We start from the raw sequence: 15,763 nt of genomic DNA on the forward strand, positions 1-15,763 counted from the left end.
GTCGGCCGTACCCGTGAGGAACTAACACTTATGCTTCGCATCGCCGTCCCTAATAAGGGGTCGCTGTCTGAAATCGCCTCCGAGATGCTCGCGGAGGCCGGCTATTCCGGTCGTCGCGATAGCCGCAAGCTCGTGCACGCCGACGTGCGCAACGACGTAGAGTTTTTCTACCTGCGCCCGCGCGACATCGCCACTTATGTGGGCTCTGGCGCGCTCGATGTGGGCATCACCGGTCGCGACCTGCTGCTCGACTCGGGCTCTGCTGCACGCGAAATCGAACACCTCGACTTCGCGGATTCGACGTTTCGCTTTGCGGCCCCCGCGGGCGGCGAGGTTACTGAACTGACACACCTGGCCGGCAAGCGGGTCGCCACCAGCTACCCGACCCTCGTCGACAATTTCTTGCGTGAGCGCGGCATCATCGCAACGCTCGTGAAGCTCGACGGCGCTGTAGAGTCTGCCGTGCAGCTGGGCGTCGCTGACGCTGTGGCAGACGTCGTATCTACCGGGGCGACGCTGCGCGCCGCGGGCCTCGACATCTTTGGTCCCGTGATTCTCGAGTCGACCGCCGTGCTCATCGGAGGGCCCACGGAGCATGCGGGTATCGAACGGCTCATGCGCCGGTTGCGCGGCGTGCTCGTCGCACGGAAGTACGTGATGGTGGAGTACGACCTGCCGCACGCCAAGCTCGAACAAGCGACCCAGATTGCGAGCGGCAGCGAGTCACCGACAGTCTCACCGCTGAAAGACCCAGACTGGGTGGCTGTGCGCGTAATGGTGTGCGCTGACGAGGCAAACGATGTGATGGACCAGCTCTACGAGCTCGGCGCCAAGGCGATCATCGTTACCGCGATTCACGCTGCGCGACTGTAGGGGGTAAGCAAATGAGCATCGCTACTCGTGTTATTCCCTGCCTTGACGTTGCGGCCGGCCGCGTGGTCAAGGGCGTCAACTTCTTAAATCTGCGTGACGCGGGCGACCCCGTTGAACTCGCCGCACGCTACGCCGAGCAGGGGGCAGACGAGCTCACCTTTCTCGATGTCACCGCGACCGTCGATGACCGCTCGACCACCTACGACGTGGTCAGCCGCACGGCCGAGCAGGTGTTCATTCCCCTCACCGTGGGCGGTGGTGTGCGCTCGGCCGACGACGTCGCCCGGCTACTCGGGGTGGGGGCTGACAAGATTGGCATCAATAGTGCCGCGATCGCCCGCCCCGATGTTTTGGGCGAGATTGCAGATCGCTTTGGATCACAGGTGATCGTTCTGTCGCTCGATGTGAAGCGCAGTGAGCGCACCCCCAGCGGCTTCGTAGTGACCACCCACGGCGGCAAGCGCGAGACCGACCTCGATGCGCTCGAGTGGTGCCGCGAGGCAGTCGAGCGGGGGGCCGGTGAGCTGCTGGTCAACTCGATGGACGCCGACGGCACCCTCGCGGGCTTTGACCTTGAGCTGACCCGGTTGGTGCGCGAGATCGCGCAGGTGCCGATCATTGCGTCGGGCGGCGCGGGCAAGGTTGAGCACTTTGCGCCCGCCGTGGACGCTGGTGCCGACGCGGTGCTCGCAGCCTCGGTGTTTCACGACGGCCACTTTACGATTAGTGATGTGAAACGTGCCCTCGCAGATGCAGGTCACACGGTGCGGTTGCCGGATGCGGCGCCCGAGGCGACAGCATGAGCGACAGCGTGACCGACGACGTCGCACACATCGTCTTCGGCGAGAATGGCCTCGTTCCCGCCATCATTCAAGATGACGAAACCGGTGACGTGCTGATGCTCGCGTGGATGGACCGTGAAGCTGCACGGCGCACGCTCACGAGCGGGCGCGTCACATTTTGGTCGCGTTCGCGTCAGGAGTATTGGCGCAAGGGCGATACGTCTGGCCATCGGCAATACGTGCGCAGCGCCCAGATGGACTGCGACGGTGACACCCTGCTCGTGCGTGTGATCCAGTTGGGGGCCGCCTGCCACACGGGCACCCGCACCTGCTTCACCGGCCGCGAGCTTGCGGCCGTCGTGGGCGACCCGAGCACCGACGGTAAGCTGTAGGCTGAAACGGTGAGCCTTACGACGACGCGAGCGGCCTTCGACGCCGCGCGAGCCACCAACGCCGTTATTCCCGTCTGCCGCGAGGTGTTCGCTGACGCAGACACCCCGGTCAGTATTTATCGCAAGGTGGCGGCCTCGCGCCCCGGTACGTTCTTGCTGGAGTCTGCCGAGCAGGGCGGGGTTTGGACACGCTTTAGCTTCGTGGGGGCCGGTAGTTTCGGTGTGCTGGGGGAGCGCGGCGGCCAGGCGCACTGGGCGCCCGCCCAGGGCCGCGGGCTGAGTGAGGAACGGCTCTTGCCGGGTGGTGTCGCGCACCTCGCTCCGGTCGAAGCGCTGCGCGCGGTCTACGAGCGCTGGCGCACCCCCGAGGTGCCCGGCCTGCCTCCGCTCGCGAGCGGCTTCGTTGGCTACCTCGGGTGGGAGACCGTGCGGCAGTTTGAGAAGCTCGAGCACAGGCCAGCCGCGGGGCCCGGCCTGCCGACGCAGTCACTCAGCTTTGTCTCAGAGCTAGTCGTCATCGATCACCGCGAAGGCAGCGTTGTGTTGCTCGCCAATGTGCTCAATGACGACGCGCTGGGTGAGACGGCGGGGGGCGCGGCACCCACGGCCGACGAGCAGTGGGAGAGCGCGCAGCGTCGCCTCGACGCGCTGCAGGCAGACCTGGCCCAAGCGGCCCCCTCGCCGCTCGGCACGCTCGATCGCTCGGCTATTGCTGCGCCGGATCGCCTCACCACGACCCCCGAATTCATTGCGGCTACGCTGCGTGCTAAGCAGTACATCGTTGACGGCGACATCTTCCAGGTGGTGCCTTCGCAGCGGTTCGATCACCCCTGTACGGCCGATCCGCTCGACGTGTACAGGGTACTGCGGCACCTGAACCCGAGCCCGTACCTCTACCTGCTGCAGCTGGAGGATGCCGAGGGTGAGGCATTCGCTGTCGTCGGTTCGAGCCCCGAAGCGCTTGTGACAGTGCAGAGCGATGGGCACGTGATGACCCATCCGATCGCAGGCTCGCGGCCGCGAGGCGCCACGACGCCCGAAGACCAGCGGCACGAGCGCGAGTTGCTCGCCGATGAAAAGGAGCGCGCCGAGCACCTGATGCTCGTCGATCTGGCACGTAACGATCTGCTGCGCGTGTGCGAGCCGGGCAGCGTCGAAGTGACCGAGTTTATGCGCATTGAACGCTTTAGCCACATCATGCATATTGTGTCAACCGTTGAGGGGCGCATCAGTCGTGGTGAGAACCCGGTCGACGTGTTTCGTGCAACGTTCCCCGCTGGCACGCTCTCAGGCGCACCCAAGCCGCGCGCACTGCAGATCATCGACGAACTCGAGCCCGTGCAGCGCGGGGTATACGGCGGTGTAGTCGGATACTTTGGGCTCGGGGGCGCGGCCGATCTCGCGATCGCGATTCGCACAGCGACCATTAAAGACGGCGTCGCGATGGTGCAGGCCGGGGCAGGCATTGTGGCCGACTCGGTGCCCGAAAGCGAAGACGCCGAGTGCGCGAGTAAGGCCGCGGCGCCGCTGCGCGCGATTGCGATCGCTAACTCGCTCGCCCAGCTGACAGAGGCAGTCCCGCTTGAGGGCGGCACCCAAACGACACCAACGGGGGCTTAAAGTGCGCGCTAAACCACTCACGCTCGGCGTCATCGCGATCGCGGGCGCGGTCGCGCTCGGGGCGGGATCGCAGCCGTGGATCGAGATTGCACTCGAGGGCGGAGCAGCCGAGACACCCTCGGGGTACGACCTCAATGCAGCCCTGTCACCGGTCGCGATCGCGGTCGTCGCGGCAGCGCTCGCCCTGTCAATCGCAGGACCGGTGTTTCGCCGGGTACTCGGCGTGCTGGTGGCGGGGCTCGGCGCGGGCATCACCGCACTGTCGGTGACAGCCGCCTCCGACCCTGTCCAAGCGATGACGGCCCGCGTCACCGAGCTCACGGGGCTTGCCGGGCATGCAGGCCTGGCATCGGTGCTCGACTACAGCCTTACGCCCTGGTCATTTGTCACCGCTGGAGCGGGCGTGCTCGCTGCGTGCGCTGGCATCGTCGTCATCTTCGTGAGTGGCCGCTGGGCCGTGGCGGGCCGCAAGTACGAAGCTTCGCCCGCAAAAGATCCGGAAGCATCGCGCGATCGGATCTCGGACTGGGACTCGCTGAGTGAGGGTGAAGACCCGACCGAGGCTGAGTCGGACGCGTCAGACGCGCCTGACACCAATCGGGACTGACCCGGTGGCCACGCACGGTGCGAGTGCGTGCCCAATTTCAGGTAGGCTTGAGATGTTCACACCCATTCAGAGGAGATTCATGAGTACCCAGCACGAAGAACCTGGTCACGGCGATTCGCCCGCCGCATGGACGGCGGTTGTAGTGATGCTGATCGGAGTCGCAAGCGGCACCGTTTTCTTCTTCCTGCATAACCCCACCATGGTGTGGGTGTCAGCGGGCATTGTCGCAGTGGGCGCACTTCTTGGCTGGATCCTCGCGAAGGCCGGCTACGGGGTCAACGGTCCCAAGTACACGCCGAAGTCGCACGACTAAGGTGCTGGAACAGTTGCTGGCGGGCTCCCTTGAGGACGCCCGCCAGCGCCGTGTGCGGCTGCCCTACGGCGAGCTCGAGAAGCTCGCCCTTTCGCGTACGCCAGCGCTCGACGCGCTGGCTGCCCTCTCGCCCGCCGATCACATGAAGGTGATCGCAGAGGTGAAGCGCGCTAGCCCTTCGCGGGGTGACCTCGCCGCCATCGCCGAGCCGCAGGCAGTCGCCGCGCAGTACGAGGCGGGCGGTGCGAGCGTCGTGAGTGTGCTCACCGAAGAGCGTAAGTTCAAGGGGTCCCTGGCAGACCTCGAAGCGGTGCGCAAGGCCGTCAGCATTCCCGTGCTGCGCAAAGACTTCATCGGTGACGAGTATCAGGTACTAGAGGCCCGAGCTTCGGGCGCCGACCTCGTGCTGCTGATCGTGGCCGCGCTGCCACAGGACCGACTTGAAGCGCTCTACGCGTTTACCCGAGAGCTCGGCATGACGGCTCTTGTGGAGACTCACACGGCCGATGAGGTGGCACGCGCCGTTGACCTTGGCGCACAGCTGGTGGGCGTCAACGCGCGCAACCTGAGCACGTTTGAGCTCGACAAAGAGCTGTTTGGTCGCGTCGCCGATCAGATCCCAGCAGGCGTGATTCGTGTTGCAGAATCAGCCGTGCTGAACGTCACCGACGTCGAGCGCTATCGAGAGGCGGGCGCCGATGTGGTGCTCGTCGGCGAAGCGCTCGTTACCGGCGGCGATCCAATTTCGACGCTGAAGTCTTACCTCAGCGTCTAACCCGACAGGGAGACCATGACACACAACGACGTGGGAACCGGGAGCCTCCGCGAGGCGAACGGACCCTTCTTCGGTGAATTCGGTGGGCGCTTTATGCCCGAGTCGCTCATTGCGGCGATCGATGAGCTGACCTGCGCATACGACGAAGCGAAGGCTGACCCCAAGTTCGGGGCAGAGCTGACCGAGCTGTTGATGTCGTACGCTGGGCGGCCGTCGCCCATTACCGAGGTGCCGCGGTTCGCGGCACACGCGGGCGGCGCACGCATCTTCTTGAAGCGAGAAGACCTCAACCATACGGGGTCGCACAAGATCAACAACGTGCTCGGCCAGGCGCTGCTCACTAAGCGCCTCGGCAAGACGCGCGTGATCGCGGAGACCGGCGCCGGCCAACACGGCGTGGCTACAGCCACGGCCGCCGCGCTCTTTGGGCTCGAGTGCACCATCTACATGGGTGAGGTCGACACCGAGCGCCAGGCGTTGAACGTGGCGCGCATGCGCCTGCTGGGCGCCGAGGTCGTGGCGGTCAAAGCAGGGTCCCGTACGCTGAAGGACGCTATCAACGAGGCCTACCGTGATTGGGTCGCCTCCGTCGAGCGCACCAATTACATCTTTGGCACGGCCGCTGGCCCGCACCCGTTCCCCGCAATGGTGCGCGACTTTCAGAAGATCATCTCTGAAGAGGCGCGCGCTCAACTCCTTGAGCGCGCGGGCAGGCTGCCCGACGCCGTCGTGGCCTGCGTCGGCGGCGGGTCCAACGCAATCGGCATGTTTGACGCGTTTCTCGATGATGCAGATGTGAGGCTCTACGGGGTTGAGGCCGCGGGCGATGGCGTCGACACCGACCGGCATGCGGCCTCGATCGAACGCGGGCGCCCGGGAATCTTGCACGGTGCAAAAACCTATGTGCTGCAGGACGAAGACGGGCAGACCATCGAATCTCACTCGATCTCAGCGGGGCTCGACTACCCGGGCGTTGGCCCCGAGCACGCCTGGCTCGCGGACATTGGGCGTGCAGAGTACATTCCGGCCACCGACGACGAGGCGATGCAGGCACTGCGCTTGCTCAGCCAGACCGAGGGTATTATTCCCGCGATCGAGTCTGCTCACGCTCTCGCAGGCGCGCTGCGTATCGGCCGTGAACTCGGTGAGGGCGCCCTGATCGCAGTGAACCTTTCGGGCCGAGGCGATAAAGACATGGCAACGGCAGGTCGATACTTCGACCTGTTCGATGCAGATGCTGAGATGGGGGAGTGAGCGTGCAAGAATCATCTGTTTCACGCGCGATTACGCGGGCGGGTGTTGAACGCCGGGGCGCGCTCATTGGCTACCTTCCCATTGCGTTCCCCGACCTCGATACGAGCATTGAGGCCGCGATTGCGCTCGCGCGAAGCGGCGCCGACGTCATTGAGCTGGGGGTGCCCTACTCTGACCCCGTCATGGATGGCGCCGTCATCCAAGAAGCGACGCAGACGGCGCTCGCCGGAGGATTCAAACTACCCCAGGTGTTTGAAGCGGTGCGCCGCGTGCGCGCGGCAGTCGATGTGCCCGTTCTCATCATGACCTACTGGAACCCTGTGCTGCAGTACGGGGTTGACCGATTTGCCCGCGATCTCGCTGCGGCGGGCGGCGCGGGCCTCATTACGCCAGACATTACGCCCGAGGCGGCCGCAGACTGGATCGCTGCAAGCCAGCGTGAAGGTCTCGACCGCGTGTTTCTTGCGGCGCCGAGCTCGAGCGATGCCAGGCTGCGGCTCGTGTCTGAATCAACGACCGGGTTTGTGTACACCGTGTCGACGATGGGCATCACCGGTGAGCGCGCGTCGCTCGACCGCGCGGCTCGCACGCTCACTGCTCGCCTGCGCGAAGCGGGCGCGCCGCTCGCGTGCGTCGGCATCGGCATTTCTACGCCCGAGCAGGTGGCAGCGGCCCTCGAATACGCTGATGGGGCCATCGTCGGCACGGCATTCGTGCGCGCCCTGCGAGACGGGGGAGTGCCCGCGCTCGCCGAGGTGGTACGCCATATCGCGAGCGGCACTCACCGCACACCCACCGATCCAGCCAGCACCGCGCGCTAGGATTATTTCAGTAATTGCCGCGCAAGCGGTCCCACCATTCGGGCAGCATCGCCGCCCGCGCCACTAGGGCGGCCTCGCCGCCAGTGAAAGAGGAGTGAATGATTCTCCCGCTCAGTATCCCGAGCCCCGACATGCAGTTTCTGCAGATCGGCCCACTGCGCATTTACTACTACGCGCTCTGCATCATCCTCGGCATTGTGCTGGCGGGCATCTGGACCGCTCGTCGGCTGGGCAAGCGCGGCGGCGAACGCGGCGCGGTCTTCGATTTCCTCGTGTGGGCGCTCGTGCTCGGCATCATCGGTGCGCGTCTCTACCACGTAGTCACGCACTGGGGTGACTACTTTGGACCGGGCAAGAACCCGCTTGACGCATTCGCGTTCTGGCAGGGCGGCATCGCGATCTTCGGTGCGCTGCTGGGCGGCGCGATCGGCGTGCTCATCGCGTCCCGGATCACTGGCGTACGGTTCTGGTCGTTCGCCGACGCACTCGTGCCCGGTCTCCTGCTTGCTCAGGCCGTCGGGCGCCTCGGCAACTGGTTCAACCACGAACTCTTTGGCGGGCCTACGACGCTTCCCTGGGGGCTGCAGATCTCGGCCGATAACCCCGCGTTCCCGATCGGCCTGCCCGACGGCACGCTGTTCCACCCGACGTTCCTATACGAGGGCCTCTGGAACATTCTGGGCGTCATCGTGCTGCTCGCAATCGAGCGGAAGCTGAAGCCGCGCTGGGGCACCTTCTTTGCAATGTATCTCGTGTGGTACGGCGTCGGTCGTGCGTTTACTGAGTCGCTGCGTGTCGACCCGAGCCTGCTGTTCCTCGGAATCCGCACCAACGTGCTGGCCGCTCTCGCCGCGATTGTCGTAGGGCTCGTGTTGTTTATCGTTCAGCGCAAGCGGCACGTCGGTATCGAGAAGTCTGTATACCTGCCCGGCCGCATGAACCCCGCCGACAGCGCGCTAGCCGCCACGGCAAATACAGACGAGTACTTTCATATTCTTCCCCACGCGGGCGACCGCGTCGCGGAACCAGATGACGAAGTAGTGGCGCCGCCCGCGGCTGCCACTGAGTCAGACCAGGCAACACCCGCTAACAAGTAAGGGAGCTTACATGCGCCACGCCAAAATCGTCGCCACCTGGGGGCCCGCGGTCTCCAGCTATGACCACACCCTCGAACTGATTCAGGCTGGCGTCAATGTCGCGCGCCTGAACATGTCTCACGGCACGTACAACGTGCACGAGGGCATCTACCGCAACATTCGCCGGGCAGAGGCCGAGGTCGGGCGCCCGATCGCCGTGCTCGCCGACCTGCAGGGCCCCAAGATTCGTCTGGGCAAGTTCGAGGGCGGCCCCTACGAGTTGGCCGTGGGCGACGAGTTTGCAATCACGACGCGCGATATTGTGGGTGACCAGACGATTTGCGGCACGACCCACAAGGGGCTGCCGGGTGACGTAAACGTGGGTGATCCGCTGCTCGTCGACGACGGCAAGGTAGGGTTGCGCGCGGTGCGCGTCACCGAGGACACGGTGTACACCGTTGTTGAGATTCCCGGCTCGGTGTCGAACAATAAGGGCATCAACCTGCCCGGTGTCGCGGTGAACGTACCTGCGCTGTCTGAGAAGGACGAACAGGATCTACGCTGGGCCATCGCGCTTGGCGCCGATTACATCGCGTTGTCCTTCGTGCGTGACGCTGCCGACATTGTGCGCGTACACGAGATCATGGACGAGGAGGGCGTGCGCCTGCCCGTCATCGCGAAGATCGAGAAGCCGCAGGCGGTGGAGCACCTGGAAGAGATTGTGCACGCCTTTGACGGCATCATGGTCGCGCGTGGTGACCTCGGAGTCGAGTTGCCGCTCGAGCGAGTGCCGCTCGTGCAGACCGAAGCGGTTGCACTCGCCAGGCGCAACGCAAAGCCTGTGATCGTGGCTACGCAGGTGCTCGAGTCGATGATCGAGAACCCTCGCCCCACGCGAGCAGAAGCATCTGACTGCGCCAACGCTGTGCTTGACGGCGCTGACGCGGTGATGCTGTCGGGTGAAACGAGCGTCGGCGCATATCCGGTTGAGGCCGTGGCAACGATGGCCCGCATCATCGAAGCGACCGAAGAGCATGCGCTCGAGCGCATTGAGCCTCTGGGCGCCGCACCGCGCACCCAGGGTGGGGCGCTTACGCTCGCTGCCGCAGAGGTGGCTGAGTTCGTGGGCGCAAAGTACATTTGCGTGTTCACAGAGTCCGGTGACACCGTTCGCCGGATGTCACGTCTGCGTAAGCCCATTCCGATTCTCGGGTTCACGCCCGATGCTGAGACCAGGCGCCGCATGGAGCTGACCTGGGGTGCGCGCAGCTACGAGGTGCCTCGCGTGGAGAGCACCGACGAGATGTTTGCACAGGTTGACGATGTGCTTCTCGCGCAGGATCGCGCCGAACTCGGCGATAAGGTCTTGATCATTGCTGGATCGCCTCCCGGCGTCGTGGGAACTACGAACACCCTACGTATTCACCGCATGGGCGAAGCAACCGGGCAACTGCCCGAGGCGGGCCCCCGTAAGCACGTTCTGGGGCGCAACAACTAGCGTTTATTTGGCGTTGAACACGAAGGCCCGGCTGGTCTCATCCTGTGTGATGAGACCAGCCGGGCCTTCGTGTTATGTGTGTTGTGTAGCTATGCCGGGTGATCGGCGTTGTACCGCTCGAGCACCTCTTCGATGGGCGCATCAAGCTGCAGCTTGCCGCCGTCGAGGTAGAGTCCGCGGGTGCAGAACCTGCGCAGGTCGCGTTCGTTGTGCGAAACGAGAAACAGCGTCTTTCCTTCTTTCAGAAGCTGCTCGATACGCTTATAGCAGCGGGCGCGAAACGCTTTGTCGCCGACCGCGAGTACCTCATCGACGAGCAGCACGGGCTCATCGAGCTGGGAAATAAGCGAGAAAGCGACACGCACCTTCATGCCACTCGAAAGGTGTTTGAACGGGGTGTCGATCACGTCGCCCGCCCCGGCAAAATCAATGATGTCGTCAAACCGGTCTGCGATCTCAGCGCGACTCAGACCGTGAAGGCCGGCCGTGAGATTTACATTGTCACGCACCGTCAGGTCGCCGACGAATCCACCCGTGATTTCGATGAGGGGGGCCACCCCGCCGTGCACGCGCACATGCCCTTCGTCGGGAAACATGACGCCCGCGACGAGCTTGAGCAGGGTGGACTTGCCCTGACCGTTGCGCCCCACGACACCAATCGCTTCACCGGGTCGTACGGTGAAAGACACGCCGCGCAGCGCCCAGAAGTCTCCTGGCCGGGTACGACGCTTGCTGTTCGAGAAGAGATCCTTGAAGCTGCGGCGAGAACCACGGTTACGGCGAAATCGTACGCCGAGACCCGCCGCGGTGATGATGGGTTCGCCGAGCAGGGCCGCCGAGTCTGAGTGAGGGGTCACGGTTAGAGCTCCTTCAAGACGCCGCCAATAGCGCGACGAAAGACGATGATGCCAGCGGCGAGCGTAACGAGTGTGATCGCAGCTGAACTCAGTACGAGACCGAGGTCAAGCTGATCCGGAAAGAACCCGGCCCGAAACAGCGAGAAGATGCCAGACAGCGGGTTCAGCCAGGCCAGAGGCTGTGCAAAGGCGGGCAGATCGGCCGCGCCGTAGATGATGGGTGAGGCGTAAAACAGCACCCGCAGCACGAGCTTCACCGCTCGCTCGAGGTCGCGGAAAAAGACGACGAGCGGGGCGATGATCAGACCGACGCCCAGAATGAGGGTGCCCAGCATGAGAGTTGCTACGGGAAACCAGATGAGACCTGCGCCCACGTGCGCACCAGAAAATACGGCGAACAGCACCAGAACGGGCAGGCTCAGCAAGAACTCAACGCCCTTGGAGCAGACGATGCGTCCCACCCAGATCCAGTGCGGCAGCGCAACCGAGCGCACGAGCTTCATGTCGCGTAAGAATGCGCGAGTTGAGTCTGAAACAGCGCCATTGAGCCACACCCACGGCAGTAGGGCGGTGAGTAGAAACACGATGTACGGTGATTCGCCCACACCACGCGTGAACACCTGAGTAAAAATGAACCAGTAAATCAGGCTCATGAGCAACGGATCGAGGATCGACCACAGGTACCCAAGCATCGAGGTTGAGTAGCGCACTTTGAGGTCGCGCCTTGTTAAAAGCCACAGCGATGACCATGCGCGTGAGCGCGAACGGGGTGCGGGGATGGGGGAGATCACCCCTCTATTCTGCCGTGTCGCTGTGTGAGTCGGCGCGCGGGACGCCGGGGGCGTTTGAATTTGGTAGGTTAGAGCTTGTGCCGCCACAGAGTTCTTCCGCCGTGCCCGCCCCCCAGCTAGGAGAGGGTGAGGTGCGCGTTGAACCCACAAACAGCGAACGGCCCAGGGCCCCACGCACCGGCAGGATCCAGGTGCCCGTGCCCTCAGTGGTGCGTGCGCGTGAGCGTGGGCGGATCGCCGCGCAGAACCCCGTGGTGCTGCGCACCGAGGTGCTGACGAAGACCTACGGCTCGCTCGTCGCGGCGAACGAAGTCACGATGGACGTGCACGCTGGCTCGTTCACGGGCGTAGTGGGCCCCAACGGTGCGGGCAAAACCACGACCCTCTCGATGATCAGTGGCCTGTTGCGACCAACCTCCGGGCGTGTCACAGTCGGCGGAGTCGATGTGTGGCGTGACGGCCGAGCGGCCAAACGACTCATCGGCACTCTGCCAGACAGGCTGCGCCTGTTTGACCGACTTACCGGCGCGCAGCTGCTCTACTACTCGGGTGTGCTGCACGGAGTCCCCGAAGCCTCTGTCGCGCAGCGCGCGGGTGAACTCGCGGCAGCGTTTGGGTTGGAGTCTGCGCTCGGCAGGCTCGTATCTGACTACTCTGCGGGTATGCAGAAGAAGATTGCGCTCGCCTGCTCAATGATTCACGCGCCCGAGGTACTCGTGCTCGATGAGCCTTTTGAAGCAATCGACCCGGTCTCGGCTTCAAACGTCACCGAGATTCTCGAGAAGTATGTCTCGGGCGGCGGCAGCGTTGTCATGTCGAGCCACAGCCTTGACCTCATTCAACGCGTCTGTGACCACGTGTCGATCATCGTTGATGGCAGCGTCATTGCGCAGGGCACCGTTGACGCGGTGCGTGACGGGCAGAGCCTCGAAGAGCGCTTCGTGCAGCTCACCGGTGGCGGGGACACACGAAAGGGACTCGAATGGCTGCACGGCTCTTCCGACTCAGAATAGCGCTGCTCGGCGGGATCTTTCGAGGGTCGGTGGGGCGCGCGATTCGGGTGAGCCTCGGGCTTGTCGTCGCATTTGCGGCCGTCGCTGCTGCTGCCGCGGCCCCGTCGTTGCTTGACATCTCAGACGCCCAGCGCGCCATGATTGATGTGCTCGCTGGTGCTTCGGTACTCGCGGCGACTTTTGCGGTGCCATTCTTCTCGAACAAGCGCTCCCTGTCGCCCGCACACCTCGCACAGTTTCCGGCCACACCTGGCGGCGTAGGCTGCGGACTGCTCATCACCACGGTAGTGAGCTGGCCCTTCTTGCTTCTGACGGCCTGGCTCGTTGCGTTGGGCGTGACTCGCTCAGAATGGCATGGGTCTGGCTGGGTCAAGCCCGTGGCGCTGGTGCTCGCGGCGTTGCTTGCAGTCGCCTCCGTGCGTGTCATGTCGGCGCTGTCTCAGCGGTTAACCGGTCGACGTTACGCGGGCGCCCTGCGCACCGCGGGTGTCGTGCTGCTCGTCGCCAGCGTCCCCTTCATCGTATTGGCCGCCTCTGCGGCGATCAGCGCGAGTGGTGAGGCCGCCACAGCGGAAGCGGCACGCATAGCGGGACTGACCCCGTTCGGGGCACCGTTTGCGGCGATCGGTTTCGCCGCCGCGGGCGATACCGAGGCCGCCCTCGTGCACCTGGGTCTCACGGCGGGGGCGATCGCCGTGCTCTTGCTGCTGTGGATCCCGCTCGTGCGGGTGACGCTGTTTCGGGTGGACCGTCCATATGACCCCGGTGTCGCTCGCCGTGGTTTGGGCTGGTTTGAGCGATTCGCTGCTCGCCCCGCACAGGTGATTGCCGCGCGCAGCCTCACCTACTGGTCGCGTGACCCTCGATACCGCGTTGCACTGTTCGCTGTTCCGATCGCGCCGATCATGATGCTTGTCGCGTTTACGGTGGCGGGGGCAGACATGCGCAACCTCGCACTCGTGCCGCTGCCTGTGGTATTGCTGCTGCTCGCGTGGTCACAGCACAACGACGTGGCCATGGATTCAACAGCTATCTGGGAGCACGTGGCGAGCGGAATTCGCGGCACGGCTGACCGCGCTGGCCGCCTCGCCCCGGTGCTGATGCTCGGTGTACCGCTCGCGATCATTGGTTCGAGTGTCACGGTCGCGTTTGCGGGCGAGTGGCGCATCTTGCCCGCGGTGCTCGGGCTCAACCTGGCCGTGCTGTTCGTGGCCGCCGGCGTCACAAGCGTGTTCTCGGTGGTCATGCCCTACCCCACGACGAGGCCGGGCGACAGCCCGTTTGTGCAGCCGCAGTGGTCGGGCTCGGGCTCGGGGCTGTCGCAGACGCTGTCGATGCTGTTCGCGCTGGGCCTGTCGGTGCCACCCGTCTGGATTGCTATTCACGCTGTGATCGACGTCACCTTCTTCGAGAACCTGTGGGCGCTGCTGTTCGGGGCGGGCTACGGGCTGTTCGTGCTGCTGCTCGGCATCTACATTGGCGGCAAACTGTTTGAACGCAATGGCCCAGAACTGATCGCCGTCACCCAGGTGTTCGACTGATTCATCACGCATCGGTGCGGCCGCGCACTGCCGATCCGGGCGCGAGCGCGGTAGAATCACCCCATGGGTATCTTCACGCGTGATGACAAGTCCACCGGCGGTGGCACCGATGTGCTCGATCGTGAGCTTGAAAAGCTCCTCGAAGACGCGCAAATCGAAGACGGTGACCACGAGCGCTTCTCGCACTATGTGCCAAAAGACAAGATCATGGAGTCGGCCATGACGGGTAAGCCCGTGCGGGCCCTCTGCGGTAAGAAGTGGACCCCTTCGCGCGACCCCGAGAAGTTTCCGGTCTGCCCCGACTGCAAAAAGGTCTACGAGCGCATGAAGAAGTAGCGCTACGAAGCCCGGGAGCTGCGGCTCCCGGGCTTTTTTGATCCGGATCCCAGGGACTGTACCGCGCCGCCGGCCGCGCGCGCAAGCACCGGGCCCGCCACCGCTATGATCATGACATAGCAAGCGGCGAGCGGGCCAATGCCCGGCACGCCGGCGGTGGCGGCGAGACCAGCGATGACGATGTTGAATTCGCCGCGAGGCACGAGTGCTGTGCCCGCGCGAAGCTGGCCGGGCCTCGCGATGCCCGCGCGCCGGGCGGCCCACATTCCAGTGCCGATTTTGGTGATCGCCGAGACTACCGCGAGGGTGAGTGCCAGGGGCAGCACCGCCGGTATCTGCCGGGGGTCAGTTTCGAGCCCAAAGAACACAAAGAACACCGCCGCGAAGAGGTCGCGCAGCGGCGTGAGTACGGCGCGCGCGCTCTCCGCCACCTTGCCCGAGAGCGCGATGCCCACCAGAAACGCGCCCACGGCGGTTGACACGTTGAGCGACTCGGCGACGCCCGCGACAACGAGCACGAGCCCAAAGACGCCGAGCAGCAAGAGCTCGTCATTGGGCGAAAAGACGAGCCGATTGATGACGCGGCCGAAGCGTAGCGCCACGATGAGCGCGACCGTGACCGCCGCGATAGCCACCCCAATGCTCAATAGGCCGCCCCAAAGACCCACGCCCGCGAGCATCGCGGTGAGGAGCGGCAGGTAGATCGCCATGAGGAGATCCTCGAACACTAGGAGCGACAGCACTGTGGGCGTTTCGCGGTTGCCGAGCCTACCGAGATCAGCGAGCAGCTTGGCCGCGATACCAGAGGAACTGGCGTAGGTGACACCCGCCATCGCGAGTATGCCGGGCACAGACCAACCCAGCAACACGCCCACGAGCGCGCCGGGCGTAGCATTCACGACGAAATCGACGAGCCCTGAGGTGGTGTGGCTGCGCAGATTCACAATGAGTTCGTGGGCCGTGTACTCGAGGCCCAATAGCAGCAGGAGCAAGATGACGCCGATGTCGGCGCCCGTCCTCACGAAGGTCTCGCTCGTGTGCAGCGGGGCGATACCGCCCACCCCAAACAGTAGCCCGGCTATGAGGTACAGGGGGATGGGGGAGAGCCTGATGCGGGTGGCGAGCCGGCCGAGTAAACCCAGCGCCGTAATGATGCATCCGAGTTCGAGCAGCGTGAGCGCGCTCCTCGTCGTCTCGGCATCCATCGTGCGCGC

Annotated in this window: 17 protein-coding genes; 14 read left to right on the forward strand and 3 right to left on the reverse strand. The window is 64.5% G+C overall.

Annotated elements, in window-relative coordinates; all coding sequences use genetic code 11:
• Window positions 1–30: 30 nt before the first annotated feature.
• From hisG to pyk, 11 genes are all read left to right on the forward strand, one after another.
• Window positions 31–873: an ATP phosphoribosyltransferase gene (gene hisG / locus ACXR2W_RS00325; RefSeq protein WP_458815529.1), complete on the forward strand. Its 843-nt coding sequence runs from the start codon at window positions 31–33 to the stop codon at window positions 871–873.
• A gap of 11 nt (window positions 874–884) precedes the next feature.
• Window positions 885–1,676 carry an imidazole glycerol phosphate synthase subunit HisF gene (gene hisF / locus ACXR2W_RS00330; RefSeq protein WP_458815531.1) on the forward strand — a complete coding sequence of 264 codons (792 nt, stop codon included), beginning with the start codon at window positions 885–887 and terminating at the stop codon, window positions 1,674–1,676.
• A complete protein-coding gene (gene hisI, locus ACXR2W_RS00335) occupies window positions 1,673–2,047 on the forward strand; it encodes a phosphoribosyl-AMP cyclohydrolase (protein WP_458815533.1) in 375 nt (124 codons plus the stop codon). The genes hisF and hisI overlap by 4 nt, the downstream gene beginning before the upstream one ends.
• A gap of 9 nt (window positions 2,048–2,056) precedes the next feature.
• Window positions 2,057–3,667, forward strand: a complete 1,611-nt coding sequence (locus tag ACXR2W_RS00340; RefSeq protein ID WP_458815535.1) for an anthranilate synthase component I — start codon at window positions 2,057–2,059, stop codon at window positions 3,665–3,667.
• Between the two features lies 1 nt (window position 3,668).
• A complete protein-coding gene (locus ACXR2W_RS00345; protein WP_458815537.1) occupies window positions 3,669–4,274 on the forward strand; it encodes a Trp biosynthesis-associated membrane protein in 606 nt (201 codons plus the stop codon).
• 79 nt (window positions 4,275–4,353) lie between these two features.
• Entirely contained in the window at window positions 4,354–4,587 is a 234-nt protein-coding gene (locus ACXR2W_RS00350; protein ID WP_458815539.1) for a DUF6704 family protein, read from the forward strand.
• Window position 4,588: 1 nt separating this feature from the next.
• Window positions 4,589–5,362 (forward strand): indole-3-glycerol phosphate synthase TrpC, encoded by a 774-nt coding sequence (gene trpC, locus ACXR2W_RS00355; RefSeq protein WP_458815541.1) that lies wholly within the window; start codon window positions 4,589–4,591, stop codon window positions 5,360–5,362.
• A 15-nt stretch (window positions 5,363–5,377) separates the two neighbouring features.
• Window positions 5,378–6,616: a tryptophan synthase subunit beta gene (gene trpB, locus ACXR2W_RS00360; protein WP_458815543.1), complete on the forward strand. Its 1,239-nt coding sequence runs from the start codon at window positions 5,378–5,380 to the stop codon at window positions 6,614–6,616.
• The gene (gene trpA, locus ACXR2W_RS00365) at window positions 6,613–7,437 is read left to right on the forward strand and encodes a tryptophan synthase subunit alpha (protein ID WP_458815545.1); all 825 of its coding nucleotides are present in this window, start codon (window positions 6,613–6,615) and stop codon (window positions 7,435–7,437) included. Before trpB ends, trpA begins: the two co-directional genes overlap by 4 nt.
• Before the next feature lie 98 nt (window positions 7,438–7,535).
• Window positions 7,536–8,534, forward strand: coding sequence for a prolipoprotein diacylglyceryl transferase (gene lgt, locus ACXR2W_RS00370; protein WP_458815547.1), 999 nt, complete (start codon window positions 7,536–7,538; stop codon window positions 8,532–8,534).
• 10 nt (window positions 8,535–8,544) lie between these two features.
• Entirely contained in the window at window positions 8,545–10,011 is a 1,467-nt protein-coding gene (pyk, locus tag ACXR2W_RS00375) for a pyruvate kinase (RefSeq protein ID WP_458815549.1), read from the forward strand.
• 89 nt (window positions 10,012–10,100) lie between these two features.
• Here pyk and ACXR2W_RS00380 read toward each other — a convergent pair whose 3' ends face one another.
• Together ACXR2W_RS00380 and ACXR2W_RS00385 are read right to left on the reverse strand one after the other, a co-directional pair.
• A complete protein-coding gene (locus ACXR2W_RS00380) occupies window positions 10,101–10,868 on the reverse strand; it encodes an ABC transporter ATP-binding protein (RefSeq protein WP_458815551.1) in 768 nt (255 codons plus the stop codon).
• Between the two features lie 2 nt (window positions 10,869–10,870).
• On the reverse strand, window positions 10,871–11,659 hold the full coding sequence (locus ACXR2W_RS00385) for an ABC transporter permease (protein ID WP_458815553.1): 789 nt from the start codon (window positions 11,657–11,659) through the stop codon (window positions 10,871–10,873).
• Between the two features lie 131 nt (window positions 11,660–11,790).
• Between ACXR2W_RS00385 and ACXR2W_RS00390 the strand changes: the two genes are divergently transcribed.
• The 3 genes from ACXR2W_RS00390 to ACXR2W_RS00400 all read left to right on the forward strand — a co-directional run bounded on the left by ACXR2W_RS00390 (window position 11,791) and on the right by ACXR2W_RS00400 (window position 14,549).
• A complete protein-coding gene (locus ACXR2W_RS00390) occupies window positions 11,791–12,672 on the forward strand; it encodes an ABC transporter ATP-binding protein (protein ID WP_458815555.1) in 882 nt (293 codons plus the stop codon).
• Window positions 12,642–14,213 carry a hypothetical protein gene (locus ACXR2W_RS00395; RefSeq protein ID WP_458815557.1) on the forward strand — a complete coding sequence of 524 codons (1,572 nt, stop codon included), beginning with the start codon at window positions 12,642–12,644 and terminating at the stop codon, window positions 14,211–14,213. Before ACXR2W_RS00390 ends, ACXR2W_RS00395 begins: the two co-directional genes overlap by 31 nt.
• 63 nt (window positions 14,214–14,276) lie before the next feature.
• Entirely contained in the window at window positions 14,277–14,549 is a 273-nt protein-coding gene (locus ACXR2W_RS00400; protein ID WP_458815559.1) for a DUF3039 domain-containing protein, read from the forward strand.
• Between the two features lie 2 nt (window positions 14,550–14,551).
• Here ACXR2W_RS00400 and ACXR2W_RS00405 read toward each other — a convergent pair whose 3' ends face one another.
• Window positions 14,552–15,754 (reverse strand): cation:proton antiporter, encoded by a 1,203-nt coding sequence (locus ACXR2W_RS00405; protein ID WP_458815561.1) that lies wholly within the window; start codon window positions 15,752–15,754, stop codon window positions 14,552–14,554.
• Between the last annotated feature and the right edge of the window lie 9 nt (window positions 15,755–15,763).

This window comes from Leucobacter faecis (assembly GCF_054456695.2).

Excerpts from the sequence above, each read along its gene's own strand:
- ACXR2W_RS00350 (WP_458815539.1), top strand. The coding sequence starts at position 4,354 with ATGAGTACCCAGCACGAAGAACCTGGTCACGGCGATTCGCCCGCCGCA.
- hisI (WP_458815533.1), top strand. The coding sequence starts at position 1,673 with ATGAGCGACAGCGTGACCGACGACGTCGCACACATCGTCTTCGGCGAG.
- hisF (WP_458815531.1), top strand. The coding sequence starts at position 885 with ATGAGCATCGCTACTCGTGTTATTCCCTGCCTTGACGTTGCGGCCGGC.
- hisG (WP_458815529.1), top strand. The coding sequence starts at position 31 with ATGCTTCGCATCGCCGTCCCTAATAAGGGGTCGCTGTCTGAAATCGCC.
- ACXR2W_RS00395 (WP_458815557.1), top strand. The coding sequence starts at position 12,642 with ATGGCTGCACGGCTCTTCCGACTCAGAATAGCGCTGCTCGGCGGGATC.
- ACXR2W_RS00405 (WP_458815561.1), bottom strand. The coding sequence starts at position 15,754 with ATGGATGCCGAGACGACGAGGAGCGCGCTCACGCTGCTCGAACTCGGA.
- pyk (WP_458815549.1), top strand. The coding sequence starts at position 8,545 with ATGCGCCACGCCAAAATCGTCGCCACCTGGGGGCCCGCGGTCTCCAGC.
- ACXR2W_RS00400 (WP_458815559.1), top strand. The coding sequence starts at position 14,277 with ATGGGTATCTTCACGCGTGATGACAAGTCCACCGGCGGTGGCACCGAT.
- lgt (WP_458815547.1), top strand. The coding sequence starts at position 7,536 with ATGATTCTCCCGCTCAGTATCCCGAGCCCCGACATGCAGTTTCTGCAG.
- trpB (WP_458815543.1), top strand. The coding sequence starts at position 5,378 with ATGACACACAACGACGTGGGAACCGGGAGCCTCCGCGAGGCGAACGGA.